General features: G+C 55.1%; 13 protein-coding genes. 9 read left to right on the forward strand and 4 right to left on the reverse strand.

The window, feature by feature from the left end; genetic code table 11:
• Positions 1 to 32: 32 nt before the first annotated feature.
• From PHD44_RS03805 to ispF, 6 genes are all read left to right on the forward strand, one after another.
• Complete coding sequence (locus PHD44_RS03805; protein WP_300188211.1) at positions 33 to 1,682, forward strand: CTP synthase; 1,650 nt, start codon at positions 33 to 35, stop codon at positions 1,680 to 1,682.
• Complete coding sequence (kdsA, locus tag PHD44_RS03810) at positions 1,679 to 2,521, forward strand: 3-deoxy-8-phosphooctulonate synthase (RefSeq protein WP_300188213.1); 843 nt, start codon at positions 1,679 to 1,681, stop codon at positions 2,519 to 2,521. The genes PHD44_RS03805 and kdsA overlap by 4 nt, the downstream gene beginning before the upstream one ends.
• 80 nt (positions 2,522 to 2,601) lie before the next feature.
• Positions 2,602 to 3,885, forward strand: coding sequence for a phosphopyruvate hydratase (gene eno / locus PHD44_RS03815; protein WP_300188215.1), 1,284 nt, complete (start codon positions 2,602 to 2,604; stop codon positions 3,883 to 3,885).
• Between the two features lie 25 nt (positions 3,886 to 3,910).
• Positions 3,911 to 4,342 carry a septum formation initiator family protein gene (locus PHD44_RS03820; RefSeq protein WP_300188217.1) on the forward strand — a complete coding sequence of 144 codons (432 nt, stop codon included), beginning with the start codon at positions 3,911 to 3,913 and terminating at the stop codon, positions 4,340 to 4,342.
• A 73-nt stretch (positions 4,343 to 4,415) separates the two neighbouring features.
• Positions 4,416 to 5,141 carry a 2-C-methyl-D-erythritol 4-phosphate cytidylyltransferase gene (gene ispD, locus PHD44_RS03825; protein ID WP_300188219.1) on the forward strand — a complete coding sequence of 242 codons (726 nt, stop codon included), beginning with the start codon at positions 4,416 to 4,418 and terminating at the stop codon, positions 5,139 to 5,141.
• A gap of 16 nt (positions 5,142 to 5,157) precedes the next feature.
• Positions 5,158 to 5,679, forward strand: coding sequence for a 2-C-methyl-D-erythritol 2,4-cyclodiphosphate synthase (ispF, locus tag PHD44_RS03830; protein ID WP_300188221.1), 522 nt, complete (start codon positions 5,158 to 5,160; stop codon positions 5,677 to 5,679).
• 48 nt (positions 5,680 to 5,727) lie between these two features.
• Here ispF and PHD44_RS03835 read toward each other — a convergent pair whose 3' ends face one another.
• Positions 5,728 to 8,412, reverse strand: coding sequence for a diguanylate cyclase (locus PHD44_RS03835; RefSeq protein ID WP_300188223.1), 2,685 nt, complete (start codon positions 8,410 to 8,412; stop codon positions 5,728 to 5,730).
• Positions 8,413 to 8,643: 231 nt separating this feature from the next.
• Positions 8,644 to 10,953 (reverse strand): protein-disulfide reductase DsbD, encoded by a 2,310-nt coding sequence (locus tag PHD44_RS03840; RefSeq protein WP_300188225.1) that lies wholly within the window; start codon positions 10,951 to 10,953, stop codon positions 8,644 to 8,646.
• Between the two features lie 231 nt (positions 10,954 to 11,184).
• On the opposite strand from PHD44_RS03840, the gene PHD44_RS03845 reads away from it, so the two are divergent.
• Entirely contained in the window at positions 11,185 to 11,643 is a 459-nt protein-coding gene (locus tag PHD44_RS03845; protein ID WP_300188227.1) for an FxsA family protein, read from the forward strand.
• Positions 11,644 to 11,868: 225 nt separating this feature from the next.
• On the opposite strand, the gene PHD44_RS03850 is transcribed toward PHD44_RS03845, so the two are convergent.
• Together PHD44_RS03850 and soxC are read right to left on the reverse strand one after the other, a co-directional pair.
• Entirely contained in the window at positions 11,869 to 12,588 is a 720-nt protein-coding gene (locus PHD44_RS03850; protein ID WP_300188229.1) for a c-type cytochrome, read from the reverse strand.
• Entirely contained in the window at positions 12,566 to 13,936 is a 1,371-nt protein-coding gene (gene soxC / locus PHD44_RS03855; RefSeq protein ID WP_300188231.1) for a sulfite dehydrogenase, read from the reverse strand. The genes PHD44_RS03850 and soxC overlap by 23 nt, the downstream gene beginning before the upstream one ends.
• Positions 13,937 to 14,297: 361 nt before the next feature.
• Here soxC and PHD44_RS03860 point away from each other — a divergent pair, with 361 nt between their 5' ends.
• Together PHD44_RS03860 and PHD44_RS03865 are read left to right on the forward strand one after the other, a co-directional pair.
• Positions 14,298 to 14,777 carry a molybdenum cofactor biosynthesis protein MoaE gene (locus PHD44_RS03860; RefSeq protein ID WP_300188233.1) on the forward strand — a complete coding sequence of 160 codons (480 nt, stop codon included), beginning with the start codon at positions 14,298 to 14,300 and terminating at the stop codon, positions 14,775 to 14,777.
• Between the two features lie 51 nt (positions 14,778 to 14,828).
• On the forward strand, positions 14,829 to 15,701 hold an 873-nt coding region (locus PHD44_RS03865; RefSeq protein WP_300188235.1), incomplete at its 3' end, for a molybdopterin molybdotransferase MoeA.

Consider the following 15,701-nt stretch of genomic DNA (forward strand, 5'->3'; position numbering starts at 1 on the left):
CGTTTTAGGCATTCATTACTGATGGTTCTTCTATGACCAAATTTGTGTTCGTTACCGGTGGCGTCGTCTCTTCTCTGGGTAAGGGCATCGCGGCAGCCTCCCTGGGCGCCCTGCTTGAGTCTCGCGGGCTGCGCGTTACATTGCTCAAGCTCGATCCTTATATCAATGTCGATCCCGGTACGATGAGTCCTTTCCAGCATGGCGAGGTTTTTGTCACGGAGGATGGCGCGGAAACCGATCTGGATCTGGGGCATTACGAGCGCTTCGTGCGCAGTCCGGTCGGCAAGCGCAATAATTTCACCACCGGCCGTGTGTACGAGTCGGTGATCCGGCGAGAACGGCGCGGCGATTATCTCGGTGGCACCGTGCAGGTTATCCCGCACATCACAGATGAGATCAAGCGACGCGTATTGGAAGGCAGCAAGGGCTATGACGTGGCGCTGATTGAAATCGGTGGCACGGTGGGTGACATCGAATCGTTGCCTTTCCTTGAGGCGATCCGGCAGATGGGGGTGGAGTTGGGCCGCGAGCGGGCAATCTACATGCACCTGACGCTGGTGCCCTATATTCGCACCGCAGGCGAAGTGAAGACCAAGCCGACGCAACACTCCGTCAAGGAATTGCGTTCCATCGGTATCCAGCCCGACATTCTTTTGTGCCGTTCGGAAGTGAGCCTGCCGGACGATGAGCGTCGCAAGATTGCGCTGTTCACCAATGTCGATTTCGATGCCGTGATCTCTTCGGTGGATGCCGACACGATCTACCGCGTACCGCGCTTGCTGCACGCGCAAAAACTTGACGAAATCGTCCTGCGCAAATTGCACATCCAGACCGGTTCTGCCGATCTGACCGAATGGGATCGTGTCGTCGAGGCGCAAACCAAGCCCGACCGCATCGTGGATATTGCGATGGTCGGTAAATATGTCGATCTGCTGGATGCGTACAAGAGCCTGAACGAAGCCTTGCTGCATGCCGGTATTCAAACCCGCACGCGGGTGAATATCCACTACTTCGATTCAGAGCGTTTTGAGCGCGAGCCGACAACCGTGCTTGAGATGATGGATGCGATTCTCGTTCCGGGCGGTTTTGGCGAGCGCGGTGTCGAAGGCAAGATTGCGGCCGTCCGCTTCGCTCGGGAATCCCGCAAGCCGTATCTGGGTATCTGCCTCGGTATGCAGGTGGCCGTGATCGAGTATGCCCGTCATGTCGCGGGCCTGGTTGATGCGCACTCGACCGAGTTCCGCAAGGACACCCCCCATCCCGTGATCGCGTTGATCACCGAGTGGCGGGATGAGAACGGTGAGTTGATTCTGCGCGACGAAAAAACCGATCTTGGCGGCACAATGCGTCTCGGGGCACAGCGTTGCGAGTTGACCCCGGGCAGCCGCGCGGCCTTGGCCTACGGCAAGACGGAAATCAGCGAGCGTCACCGCCACCGTTTCGAATTCAATAACGGATACCAGAAAACGCTCGAAGAGGCCGGTATGGTCTTCTCCGGCTTCTCTGCCGAGAACCATCTGGTTGAAACCATCGAATTGCCTGAGCACCCGTTCTTTATTGCCAGCCAGTTCCACCCGGAATTCAATTCAACCCCGCGCGACGGTCATCCCCTGTTCACCGCATTCATCCAGGCCGCATTAGCGCAGCGTGCCGGTGGTGCCGATGAGGAAGTTGCCGAATGAATCTGTTGAATTTTAAGGTGGGATTGGATCAACCTTTGTTTCTGATCGCCGGCCCCTGTGTGATCGAGTCGGAAACCCTGGCGCAGGAAACGGCAGGAAGGCTCAAGGAAATTGCCCAGCAATTGAACATCCCGTTCATCTACAAAAGCTCGTTCGACAAGGCCAACCGCTCTTCCGGTGCGAGTTTCCGTGGTCCGGGTCTGGAGCATGGCTTGGCGATACTGGAGCGCGTCAAATCGGTCATCGGTGTGCCGGTGTTGACTGACGTGCACGAAGATACGCCGCTCGATGAAGTGGCCGCCGTTGTCGATATTCTGCAGACACCCGCATTCCTGTGCCGACAAACCAACTTCATCCAGAACGTCGCCCGTCAAGGTAAGCCGGTGAATATCAAGAAAGGGCAGTTCCTTGCGCCCTGGGATATGGGCAACGTGGTGGATAAGGCGCGTGCAGTGGGCAATGACCAGATCATGGTCTGTGAGCGCGGTGCCAGTTTCGGCTACAACAATCTGGTTTCCGATATGCGCAGTCTTGCCGTGATGCGCCAAACCGGTGCGCCGGTCGTGTTCGACGCGACCCATTCGGTGCAATTACCGGGCGGGCAAGGTGCCAGTTCGGGCGGCCAGCGGGAATTTGTGCCGGTATTGGCGCGGGCCGCCGTTGCCGCAGGCGTGGCGGGATTGTTTATGGAAACGCATCCTGATCCGGCCAAGGCCTTGTCCGATGGGCCGAATGCCTGGCCGCTCGATCAAATGGCCGATCTATTGCATACCCTGGTGGAGATCGACCGTCTGGTTAAGGGTGCCGGTTTCCCCGAACAGGCGTTGATGGCGCGGTAAACCCCATTTCCCGCTGCATGTCGCCAAGGTGTCATGCAGCCAAAACATACTTGAATACTGAACTAATCTGGAGAGACCACATGACAGTCATCGAAGGCCTGCGTGCCCGACAAGTAATCGATTCCCGCGGCAATCCCACGGTTGAGGCCGAAGTCCACGTGACAGGCGGCTTCGTGGGACGAGCCATTGTTCCCTCGGGCGCATCGACAGGTACACGTGAAGCCATCGAACTGCGCGACGGCGATAAATCCCGTTTCGGCGGTAAAGGCGTTACCCGCGCGGTGGCCAATGTCAATGGTGAAATTGCCACTGCGATCAAGGGCATGGATGTGAACGATCTGGCCGCGATTGATGCGGCGATGATCAAGCTCGACGGCACCGAGAACAAATCCCGTTTAGGCGCAAATGCTATTCTGGCGGTTTCTTTGGCCGCAGCGCATGCGGGTGCGGCGGCGGCGGCGGGCAAGCCACTGTTTGAATACCTGGGCAAAGGCAAAGGTGTCACCCTGCCGGTGCCGATGATGAATATCATCAACGGTGGCGCGCACGCCGACAACTCGGTGGATATGCAGGAATTCATGATTATCCCTGCGGGCGCACCCAGCTTCAGCGAAGCGCTGCGCTATGGCACCGAAGTGTTCCACACGCTGAAAAAAGTGCTCCACGACCGTGGTTTGAACACGGCGGTAGGCGATGAGGGCGGTTTTGCACCTGATCTGCCTTCGAACGAAGCGGCAATCCAGATCATCATCGAAGCCATCGAATTGGCCGGTTTTGTGCCGGGCAAAGATGTCTTCATCGGGCTCGATGCTGCCAGCTCCGAATTTTATAAAGATGGCAAGTACCATCTTACGGCAGAAGGCCGCGCCTACACTTCAGCCGAAATGGTTGACCTGCTGGCGGACTGGGTCGGCAAATATCCCATCCTCTCCGTCGAAGACGGTATGGCCGAACAAGACTGGGACGGCTGGGCGCTGCTGACCGAGCGTTTGAAGAGCAAGGTCCAGCTCGTGGGTGATGACATCTTCGTCACCAACGCCAAGATCCTGCGCGAAGGTATCGACAAGCACATCGGTAATTCGATTCTGATCAAGGTCAACCAGATCGGCACCTTGACTGAAACCCTCGATACCATGCGCCTGGCCGAGGAAAACGGGTATACCAACGTGGTATCGCATCGTTCGGGTGAAACGGAAGACACCACCATCGCCGATCTTGCCGTGGCGACCAATGCCGGTCAGATCAAGACCGGCTCCATGTCCCGTTCCGATCGTATGGCCAAGTACAACCAGCTTCTGCGGATCGAAGAAGCATTGGGATCACGCGCCACATTCCCGGGCGTTGCCGTATTCCGTCGCGCATAAGATCATTCGACCACGAATTGTCGATATGAATCGAGCCATCCGCCAATCTTTGCTGATAGGTTTGCTGATCATTCTTGGCAGCCTTCAGTGGCGGCTCTGGTTTGGTGAGTCTTCGCTACCCGAGCTTTGGCACAAGCAGGCCCGATTGGCGGACATGCTGCAAACACAAGAGGCATTGACCGAACGTAATCGACGGTTACTTGCTGAGGTGGATGATCTCAAGACGGGTTTGGGCACCGTTGAGGCACTTGCTCGTCTGGATTTGGGGATGATCGGGCCGAATGAGACCTTCTACCAGGTCATTGAAGATGCTCAAACCGAGCAGATCACCCCCAATACGCTGACTGCACCGCAAACCATGTCGGGGAACCCTGAACCCAATCCATCGGCGTCATCAGCCGGATCGGGACAGGGTGCGGCTGCAACAGCGGTCAATCCCGTGACCAGCGCACACTGATTTTTGGGCTCAAGTTTCTTTGATTTCGTCGTCTTTATCCCCGAATGATTCGAGCATCGATGATTGGTGGTTGGTGCTGCCTGCCGCCGGTGCTGGGCGGCGTATGGGCGCCGATCAACCCAAACAGCATTTGAGAATTGATCGGCGGACTCTGGTTGAAGTCACCCTGTCTCGTTTCATCGGCCTGCCCGGAATCAAAGGGGCTGTACTGGCACTGGCAGCAGGTGATGAACTGACGCCGAAGCTTCTGGCTTCTTTTTCGGCGTTCCCGCTCCACTTCACCCAAGGCGGTGCCACCCGTTCAGATAGCGTGCTGGCCGCATTGAACTATCTTTCCGGCAAACAGGCGGTTGACCGGCAAAGTTGGGTCTTGGTGCATGATGCCGCGCGTCCCTGTGTTCGACCCGCCGATGTTTACAAGCTGCTCGAAGCAGTACGTGGTTCTGATGCGGGTGGTTTACTGGCGGTACCCGTGCGGGATACCCTGAAACAGGCGGATGAGCGGAACTGTGTTTCGATGACCGTGCCGCGAGACGGCGTGTTTCATGCACTCACACCCCAGGCATTCAGGCTGGGGCCTTTGGCTGCGGCAATGGATCGCGCTCATCAGGATGGTGTGATCCTCACGGACGAATCCTCGGCGATGGAACATGTCGGCATGAAACCATTGTTGGTGAAAGGACATGCCGATAACCTCAAGATCACGCATCCCGATGATTTGCCGTTGGCTAGATTGATTTTGCAGGCCCAGTCCGCCTTCCAGTCGGCCTTGGTTGGCGATACGGCAACTCCAGAATAAACAGATCGGAGCAGTTATGAGCGAGCAACAACCGTCGTCATTCCAGTCCGTGCCTTGGCGGGTCGGGCACGGGTTTGATGTGCACGCGTTCAAGGCGGGCGACCACCTGATGATCGGCGGGGTGCGTATCCCGTTCGATCGGGCTTTCAAGGCCCATTCCGACGGTGATGTGTTGATTCACGCGCTTTGCGATGCGCTACTGGGTGCGGCGGGTTTGGGGGATATCGGCCAGCATTTCCCCGATACGGATCCCGCGTACCTCGGGATTGACAGCACACGTCTGCTGACCCGTGTACATGCGCTTTTGAGGTCACACCAATGGCGTATCGGCAATGCCGACTTGACGATCATTGCCGAGGCGCCTCGAATGAGTGCCCATATCCCGGCAATGCGGACGCGATTGGCCGATCTTCTGCAGATGGATGTCGGTGCGCTGAACATCAAGGCCACCACGACAGAGCGCTTGGGCTTTACCGGTCGGGGTGAGGGTATCGCGGCAGAAGCAGTGGTGTTGATTGTCCGCACGGACGTGACCTGATATCAAGTCAGCTCGGTGGTGTGTCTTTTTCCGCTTCCCGATGATGGGTTATGGATTAAGCGGTTTGGCTGAATTGCTCTCTTCGATCCAGCGCCGCCACCAGAGATCTTGCGTATGCTTATGTGTTTTGGCTCGATAGAGCGCCGCGTCCGCACGCCGCAATAACAAGTCGCTCTCTGCACCGTCATCGGGATACAGTGCCACGCCCATGCTCATACCTACCCAAGCCAGTTGTCCCTCTTCAATCTCGAACGGAGTCTCAATGGCTTCGTGCAGGCGTTCGAGTATCCGTTGTAGCTGCTGCGCGAGATTACCATCATCAAGATAGCCGATGATAATCACGAATTCGTCGCCGCCGATTCGTGCCAGGACATCATGATCGCGCAAACGTTCTGAAAGGCGTTGAGATACTAACTTGAGCAACCGGTCGCCTGCTTCATGGCCATAGGTGTCATTGACTGGCTTGAAATCGTCGAGGTCAAGCATGCCTACAGCCAGAGGCTGATTCGTCAATCGGGCTTGATGGACGCGCTCCTCCAGGGTTTTTTCCAGCGCTCTGCGGTTCAGCAGATGGGTGAGTGGATCATGCAGGGATTGATATTCGAGGCGTTCATTGAGTCGCCGCATCGCGGTGATGTCCCGCAGGACGCAGACAAAATTGGTTCGTTGGTTTGATTCGTTGATGACGGGGTTGATGGTCATCAAGCTCCAGAATTCTCGACCATCTTTCTGTTTGATCGGTGTTTGGCCTCGATAGCTTTTGCCTTCGTTCTGGATTTTCTGAACCACGGATCTGATGTCGTTCGGACTGTGGTGGCCGAGAAGATCGGCCAGAGAGGCGCCCTGGATGTCCGGCAGCGCCAGCCCAGTCTGAGCGGTGAAGGCCGCGTTGACGTAGATAATGTGCTGTTGGTTGTCGGTGATCACGACACCTTCCTGGATCGCGGCCAGGGCCGAGGCCAGAAGGCGTTGCTGGCTGAGGGCTTCGTGGTACTCCGTGATGTCGGTGATCATCCAGGTTTCATCGAAACCCGGTAGGTTGAATGCTTGTCCTGTCAGGCTAAACCAGCGAATTTCCCCATTGTCTACCCGTCGAAACTGGGCCTCGAAGTGAACCTGTTCACCTTTGGCAAAAGCTTCTGGAATCAGTTTGAGCAGGTGTGCCTGATCTTCTGGGCGATAGTAATAATCACGCGTCGGGCGGTTCACCAGATCCTGTGGACTGGCGGCACCGATCAAGTCGGCCAAGCGCTGGTTGGCGAATTTGATGATGCGGTTGTGCAGCAACATGATGCCAGCGGATGAATTATCCAGAATGGCCCGATTAAAGGCAGAACTCATGCGTTCACGTTTTATGAGCTCCAGCCGATCGAGCCCTCGCGAAATATCTTCGGCAAGTTCCTCGAAGAGCGGCTGGAACTCCGTTAAGTCTCTGGCTTCCGGGTAGTAGACAACCAACAAGGCTTGAATTTCACCATCTCGTCGAAGCGGCAAGCTGGCTACTGCCCACAGACCAAAAGCACGTGCGCGTTCTTGCCACTCGCAGGGAAACGGAGAGATGCTGGGGTCGGTGCTGAAAAATGGCCGGCCACTGTTCCAGGTCTGGATGCAGAAACCCTGACCCGTGTAGTGATCCGGGTCGATTGATAAACGCAGTCCATTCAGAAACTCCGTCCTGCCCGCCGCGGCCAGAAATTTGAAAACACCCTGTTCATCCGGTCGCCCGACCCACATGAGTGCAAGTTGCCCTTCATCGATGCCGATCTTGCAGATCTGGTCGAATAGCTGGTTTTCATCCTCGGCATCTGCGATCACCTGGTTTATTTCGGCGAGCATCCGATTGAACTGGGAGAACCGCTGCAAGTGTTGATTGGCGTGCGCTCGTTCATGCAATAGGCGTCGGGTGAGTAGTGAAACGGCACCCAGGAAGAGCATCAGACTGAACTCAAGAATCCAGCGTTGCCATGCCGTTGCCTGGTAACGTTGCCAGGCGAGATCGGCTGTACCATAGACATCGACACAGAGCGGTGTGCCAATGACTTTCGCCTGGTTCTGAGTCTCAAGGGGTGAGGGATCATCGTTGGTAGAAATTACGCCATCGCGCCATTCCCCCAGAATTTTATTGGAGCGCGTGTCTTTTATGCGAAAGACCCACGGTGCGTTTTTTAGATCGAATGCCATCAAATGAGTCAGTCGATAAGGTGAGCCGACAAAAAAGCGAACGCCGCCATCGGGATTTTTTACGCGGTAACGCATCGCAAGAAAATAGCCGCCGAAGCGAGTGGCAAACTTACTTTCACCCAGCAGAAAATCCGGGTGCCCCTCCAAAGGATTGAATTGATTCGCCTCAACGATGGGTTTTTGACTTTGCTTGATGGATGACCAGAGGATTTTGCTACCGTCGGCAGAAAGGATGTTCAGCGCGTAAAAATCCGGATGGATATCCATGAACCGCTTAAGGGAGCGAACAGTTCTTGGTGAGAGATCAGTCGGATCGGTCTCTTCATCGAGCAGATTGGTACCGATAAATTCGAGTTCGATAAATTGCGTCAGAAGCCGAGTATGAATCTGGCTGGCGTACACCGCGGCGGCACGGTCTGCATCTTGATTGGTGCTGAGCGTGGTTTGCTGGAACTGTTGGTACTCACTGATCACGATCCAGATCAAAAGTATCAGAGCCGGTAAGCCCAGCAGAAGATTAATAGCAAGCGGACGGGTGAAAAAACGAATCATGCGATCATTTTTTGTTTTGGTAGCCGCATTAATCAAAGAATTCGTTCTCTTATTCTGTTCTTTAGTTGCGCCATGATCCTACTTGGACGATGGAACCGATCGGCCTTAACCCGTTTTCGATTTTACGCTCAAAATACAAAAACCCCCAGCATAAAAGCTGAGGGTTTTTCTGTGTTTCTTATTCTGGGCGACTTTGCAAGAGTCAGCCCACTTCAGTTGGTGGCTGTCACCTCACGGCGCACTCGTTGCCTCGATATGTTTCATGAACGTCTGGGGTGGTTCATAGCCCACGACCTGCTGGGCTTTTTGTTCCTCACCTTTTGCGTTGAAAAACACAATGGTGGGTGGGCCAAGCACGCCGAAACGCTTGAACAGCGCCTTGTCATCCGCGTTGTTGGCGGTCACGTCCGCTTGCAGCAAGACAAAAGGTTTCAAGCCGGCAATGACAGTGGGATCGCTGAAGGTGTTGTGCTCCATCTCTTTACATGAAACGCACCAGTCGGCATAAAAATCCAGCATGACAGGCTTGCCTTCGGCCTTGGCCTCGGCAAGTTTCGTGTTGAGGTCGGCCAGATTCTTGACGCGGGTGAAGGACAGGGCCGCCGTTGGCTGGGCGCTGCCGCCTTGCGCTCCCATGCTCAGGCCTGCCAGTGGCGTAAAGACGCTGCCTTTGCCACCGGCTGCTACGCCGACCAAAATCAACGAGCCCCATATCAGCAGAATGACACCGATCGTTTTCCACAGTCGAGACCAACCCGATGCTGCCTCCTTGAGCGGGTCGGTTGCACTCAGGTAAACCGCTGCGCCAATCAGCAGAATGCCCCACAGCGCCTGAGCCGCGATATCCGGAATGATGCGCTCCAGCATCCAGATGGCAACCCCCAGCATCAGCACGCCGAATACATTTTTGACGGCATCCATCCAGGCACCGGCGCGCGGCAGGAACTTGCCACCCAGCGTACCCACGATGATCAGCGGCAGTCCCATTCCGATACTCATGGCAAACAGTGCTGTGCCGCCGAGTACCGCGTCACCCGTCTGCCCGATGTAGATCAGCGCACCGGCCAGCGGTGGTGCCATGCAGGGACCGACGATCAGTGCGGAGAGCAGGCCCATGATGGCCACACCCACGAGTGTTCCACCCTGCTGGTTGTTTTGGACCTGCATGATTTTCGATTGCAGGGATGAGGGGAGTTGCAGTTCAAAGAACCCGAACATCGAGAAGGCAAGCGCAACGAAAATGCCCGCGAATGCCGTAAGAATCCAGGGGTTCTGGAAGGCCGCCTGCAGATTCGAGCCGAACAGACCGGCAAGAATACCCGCGACCGTGTAGGTGACGGCCATCGCCAGTACGTACACGACCGAGAGAACGAAGGCCTTGCGTGTCGTGATTTTATCCCCTTGGCCTGCAATGATGCCCGCAAGAATCGGGATCATCGGGAATACACAGGGGGTGAATGCCAGCAGCAGACCAATCACCAGGAAGCCAAGAATGATGGTCCAAAGGCTGCCGGTTTGCAGTTCATGGGTAATGGCATCCGTCTGGCTGCGTTGCACCGGTTCCGATTGAGCCGGTTGCTGCGCTTTGGTAGCAGCCGAATTGCTGCTGCCCGGCAAGCTGACAACTTTCTCAAGTGTAGTCTTCGGTGCCGTGCTCAGAGGCTCGACCGCGCCCGTCTTGAAGTTTACCTTCCAGGCATGTTCAATCGGTGGGTAGCACAGGCCCATATCTGCACAGCCCTGAGAGCCGGCGACGACAATGGCTGAATCGCTACTGCCGGGTTTGATGCCGATTTTGGCGTCGAGTGAGTGATAGAAGACTTGAACTTTACCAAACCCCGGGTCATCAACGACCTTGCCGTTTGGTATGGAGCCCGAGGTGATTTTTGCATCGGTATCGGCAAGCCCTACCTTGATGCGATCGCGATACAAGTGGTAGTTGTCGGCGATATCCCAGTGAAGGTGGATCTCATTGTTTTTTACCTGAATGCTGGCCTTGAACGCCTGTTCAGGATCAAGTGGTTGCTGTCCGCCATCACCACCAAGCGACGCGAGGCTGCTGAGACTGGATGATGTGGCTGATGCGGGGGGTGTCGCGCTCGCCGGAAGATTGATTGTTACTTCCTGTGTCTGCGGTGGGTAGCAGACACCTTGGGTGTCGGAACACCCCTGATATTTGAGCTTTAATTTGGCTTCGCCCGGTTGGCTGGCTTCGATCGGCACCTGGACGGTAAAGTCCTTCTTGTACACAACAAGCTTGCCAAAGTAGGGGTCGTTGTCGATGACGCCTTCCGGTAAGACAGGTTTGCCGAGTTTGAGCGACTCGGTCTGCGCGGTGATCGTAATTCTGTCACGGTAAAGATGATAGCCATTGGCGACATGGAATTTCAGATCAATATTGGCACCATTTACCCCGGCCGAAGCATGAAAGGCTTCTTCGGGATTCAGAAGATCTGCGCTGTGTGCGCTGTAATTCAGTAGCACAGATGAAAACAGCACCAGGGTGGTGAGAACTGTTTTAAGTAATTTGTACATGGACATATGGTTCAAGCGCCTTTTGTTGGTAGCGGTTTTAGATGACTGAGACGCAAAGTATTCACGGAGATTCCGGAGCGTAGCGGGTTGGGCCAAAATTTGTGTGAGTGGCTTTTCCATCTGCTGCATTGAATTTTACCTTGCATGACACCACTATGATCTTAGACCGTGTAGGTCATTTAGTGAGTATGCAAATAAATCGATGCCTTTGCATCGTCTAATCTATGAAGGTTTTTGATGGTGAACCCGTTATCCTTTATTGCTCTGCTACCTGTCATTGAAATCGTACTGCTCATCGGGATGGGAGCACTGTTCGGGTTCTGGTTCACACTGGCATGGATTATCGGTACGGCTGCTGTTGGCGTCTACCTGCTACGAAGAATACGTGGATCGTTTCAGATCGGGCGGCCATTGGATGCAGTCGGGCAGTCGACGGTCGCGGACCCGCTGGGCGTATTTGCTACGTGGGTTGGGGCTATCCTCCTGATTCTGCCTGGTCCGCTTACGGATGCGCTGGGATTGGTTCTTGTCCTGCCCTGGTTGAGAAAGCTGACGTTTGGCGTCTGGATGGCAAGGAATCTGCACACGATTGTCACGAAGCGAAAGGGCCGCGGGCAGATTTATGAAGGCGAGATCGTCGAGGTGCAGCAGGAGCGTCGCGTCATCCGGCAGGTTGACGAGGATCAAGACAAGTAGTTACGGCCCTTCCGGGGTGCATCGAAAACCGACTGAACGCGGGCTTGCGCCTGCTGCGCATTAAGCTGGCGACAGCCCGCGGCAAGATTTCTGCGTTGGGCGTTACCAACGCAAAGCCAGCGAGTCCACGTTCGTGATCGTTTTGCGAGGCACTCGATATAGCGAAGGCCACAAAAAAACCCCGTCTCTAAAGACGGGGTTTTTGCTTAATAATCCAGTTACAGATTATTGCGTATCTTTGGCTTTGACTTTGCCTACGCTGACATTACCGATACTGGCTGCTTTTTCTACAACGAAAGGCGTACCTTTGTAGCAGTCCTTCATGCAGCGTTGGTTGGCGGTATCCGGACCGCTGTTGGTCACGTACAGCGGTTCGCCGGGCATCTTGATTTTCGGCAGGGATGTTTTGTCGCAGACAAAATCATCACCAACGCCTGGGATGCTGGCCAGGTTCATCACGTAGCAGGTAACCGAGTAGGCTTCATCTGTTGTCAGAGTGCCCGGCGCGTAGAAAGGCATATGACGGTGAATCATATCCATCAACGTCGGCGCATTACCCCAGGTGTTGTTCAAACCGCGGTTACTTACAGCGTCCACGCCAGCTTTCGCTGATGCTTCGAATTGGTCAACGGGGTCGCCAACCATCTTGGGATAGCCATGAGCGCCTTCACCAAAGTCACCGTGGCACATGGCGCACTGTTCTTGATAGATCTTTTCGCCTGCGCTGACCGTGCCCTTACCATCTGGCAGATTGGTGCCATCATAAAAGTAAGAGATATCCCAAGGTTTGATGGCTGCGTCGGTGATGTTCATCCCTACGCCTTGTACCTTGGGCGCACTTTTCAGTGCGGCGGCATCGAAGGCGAACGCATTGGCACTCAGGGTCAGAGCAACGGCGGCAGCGGCAAGCCCAAGGCTCCAATTAGACATTTTCGATTTGGACATTCTTCACCTCGCCAGTCTTCTCAATCTTCCAGACCTGAATTGAATTCTTGTGATAAATGCTGTTAAAGCCACGAACTTCACGCAACTGTTTCAGCGTAGGCTGAACGTAACCGGTTTCGTCGGTTGCGCGGCTCATAATCAGCGCTTCTTCGCCGTCCCATTCAAATGGGAGTGTGAACTTGGTGACGCACTTGTTGAGAACAGGTTCGACCAGGTTCGCTTGCTTCCAGTTCTTGCCGCCATCGACGGAAACGTCGACATGGGCGATCTTGCCGTAGCCAGACCAGGCAATCCCACGGATTTCATAGGTGCCTTTGCCATTCAACTTGAAGTCGGGGCAAGGGTAGTTGATGACCGAGTTCGCTTCATTAACCAGGTCGTACTGACGAATCATGCCATTTGGCAATACTTCGATGTAATGACGTGTTTCCTGGTAGGTGACCAGCGGCTTGTCGGTAAACATGATGCGACGCAGATATTTGGTTGAAATATTTGCTTCGAAGCCGGGGATGAACAGACGAATCGGGTAGCCGTTTTCTGGTCGAAGCGCTTCGCCGTTCTGGGCGTAGCAAACCATTGCATCGCGATAATGATTGGTATATTCCGGCGGAATCGGGCGACCGTGTTGATCAACAGCGCCTTCCATCGGTACGGAACGTTGCAGTGCCGAACCGTCGGTACCTTCGCCGTAGAACCAGGTTGCCTTGGGATCTACACCAACCATTTCCATCAGGGTGGTCAGCTTGACGCCGGTCCACTCCGAGCAGCTCATCATGCCATGCGTGAATTGCAGGGAGTCCATCTGGACTCCACGCCATTCCATCGCACCGTTTGCCGGGCATTCGAGGAAGTGGATTGCTGTATGTGAAGGCAGGCGCTTGAGGTCATCAACCGTGAAGATCATCGGTTGTTTCACCATGCCATGGACCACGAGGTGGTGCTTGCTTGGATCAACATCGACCGCACCAGCGTGGTAACGTTCGAAGTGCAGGCCGTTGGGGGTGATAATCCCGTGCAGGTCTTGCCATGGTGTAAAGCTGATCGATGCGATGGTATCCGCCGTCAGCCAGCCGACGTTGCGCCGAACCACGCCGCTTTCATATTTGGAGGGTAAGCCATAAGGAACGGAAACAACGCCCCGACCCAGCATGTGGCGAGTCGGTTCGTTTTTCAAAGGTGTGGTCCAGGTTTTCAGACCATCACCTGCGTTGGCTGCGCTGGTCGCAGCGATGGCGGCGCCACCGGCTGCCAGGGCAACACTCTTTCGCAGGAACTTGCGACGATCACTCGACGCTTCGCCTGCTTTTTTCGTGCCTTCTGGCACGGTGTTAATCATATTTTCTGACATTGCTCACTCCTGCACTGTAGGCAATTGCAAGGATCTTTTTAAGGGATCCACCTGGCAAAAAAACCATTCTCCGACAACGGTATTTTGCACGCTGTTTTCTAACGTAAGAAATTCACGCTTTCAACGAGACTCGGCATTCTTCATGGTTCTTCATCATTGGTCAATCAATCTGTATTGATTTACGATCACAAAATTCGATCATGAAATTTTCGAGCCCTAAGAATCTACATCAGGTGCCGCTAATATACAATGTGTGCCTTCCCTTAGTGTTTCTATGGGGTATTAAAACTAATCAATGGTGGGCGCTGATGTGACTGCGTTATGCATGAGCCCCGTGAATCCGATAAAGCAAAGGCAATCTATGAGAATTTCGGTTCAGACCGAGGATTTTGACGTGAATTCAGTGCTGGCAGAGCTCCGTGGGCGCTGCGCGCATGTGGGGGCTGTCGCCTGTTTTCTGGGTACGGTTCGAGACATGAATGAAGCGCGTGATGTGGCCGTTCTGACGTTGGAACACTACCCGGGCATGACGGAGCGCGCGCTTGAGCGCGTGGCCACGGAAGCGAAGTCGCGCTGGCCGGTTGCGGGCGTAACGATCATTCATCGTTATGGTGCTTTGTTTCCCAGTGATCAGATCGTTCTGGTCGCTGTGGCCAGCGCGCACCGCCACGATGCGCTCGAAGCCTGCACATTCATGATGGATTTCCTCAAAACTCATGCGCCTTTCTGGAAGAAGGAAACCGATTCTTCCGGCGCAAGCTGTTGGGTGGATGCACGGGAGAGCGACGCGGTGGCCCGTGATCGCTGGTTTGCCGATTTCGATCCGCCTGTTGCGGAATAAGTGGCGTTGTTTTGTTGATTCTTTTTGCCTATGTCTGTACGAGGAATTCTTTTGCAACCTATTGATATTGCGCAGCACCAATTGATTGAGCAGTTGGCACCGATTACCGAGTCGGAACTGATTCTGCTGGAGACTGCACTGGGGCGGTTTCTGGCGGAGGATGTTTATGCACAGCAGGATGTGCCCGCGGGTGATATAAGCCTGTTCGATGGTTATGCTGTTAGAGCGCCTTTGGCTTGCGGTTCATCGCGCCAGGTGGCAGGAATCACCTATGCGGGTGATGCACCAGCCGCTCTGCCTGCAGGAGATGTTGTCTGGCGGATATTTACCGGGGCGCCATTACCTGAGGGGGCGAATGCCGTCATCGCTCAGGAATCCGTAACGCGTTCGGATTCGCATACCGTGACATTGCACGAAACCATGTCCCCAGGGGCAGGGGTGCGGCCTAAAGGCGCCGATAGCCGTCATGGTCAGCGCGTGCTGTCTGCCGGAACCCGTTTGGATGCGGCCGAGCTTGGTTTGCTGGCATCCATAGGCTGTGCGCAGGTACGGGTCGTTCGCAAGCCGCGAGTCGCTATTTTTACGACGGGCAACGAGTTGGTCGCGCCCGGCCTGCCTCTGGAGCCGGGCAAGATTTACAACAGCAATCACATCACTCTGGTTTCCGCATTGTCGCGTCTCGGTGTCGAGATTGTTGATCTGGGTGTCTTGCCGGATGAAGCATCCTCAATCCGTACGGCGCTATTGGCGGCAGCAAAAGACGTCGATCTGGTGCTGACTTCCGGCGGCGTCTCTGTCGGGGATGCCGATCTGGTCCGGCAGGTGGTCTCCGAGATCGGCAAGATCGATTCATGGCGGGTTTTCCTCAAGCCGGGCAAACCGTTGGCTTTCGGCCGGATCGGGTCGGTGCCATTCATCGGCTTG

The sequence above is a fragment of the Halothiobacillus sp. genome (assembly GCF_028710545.1).
Lineage (GTDB): Bacteria > Pseudomonadota > Gammaproteobacteria > Halothiobacillales > Halothiobacillaceae > Halothiobacillus.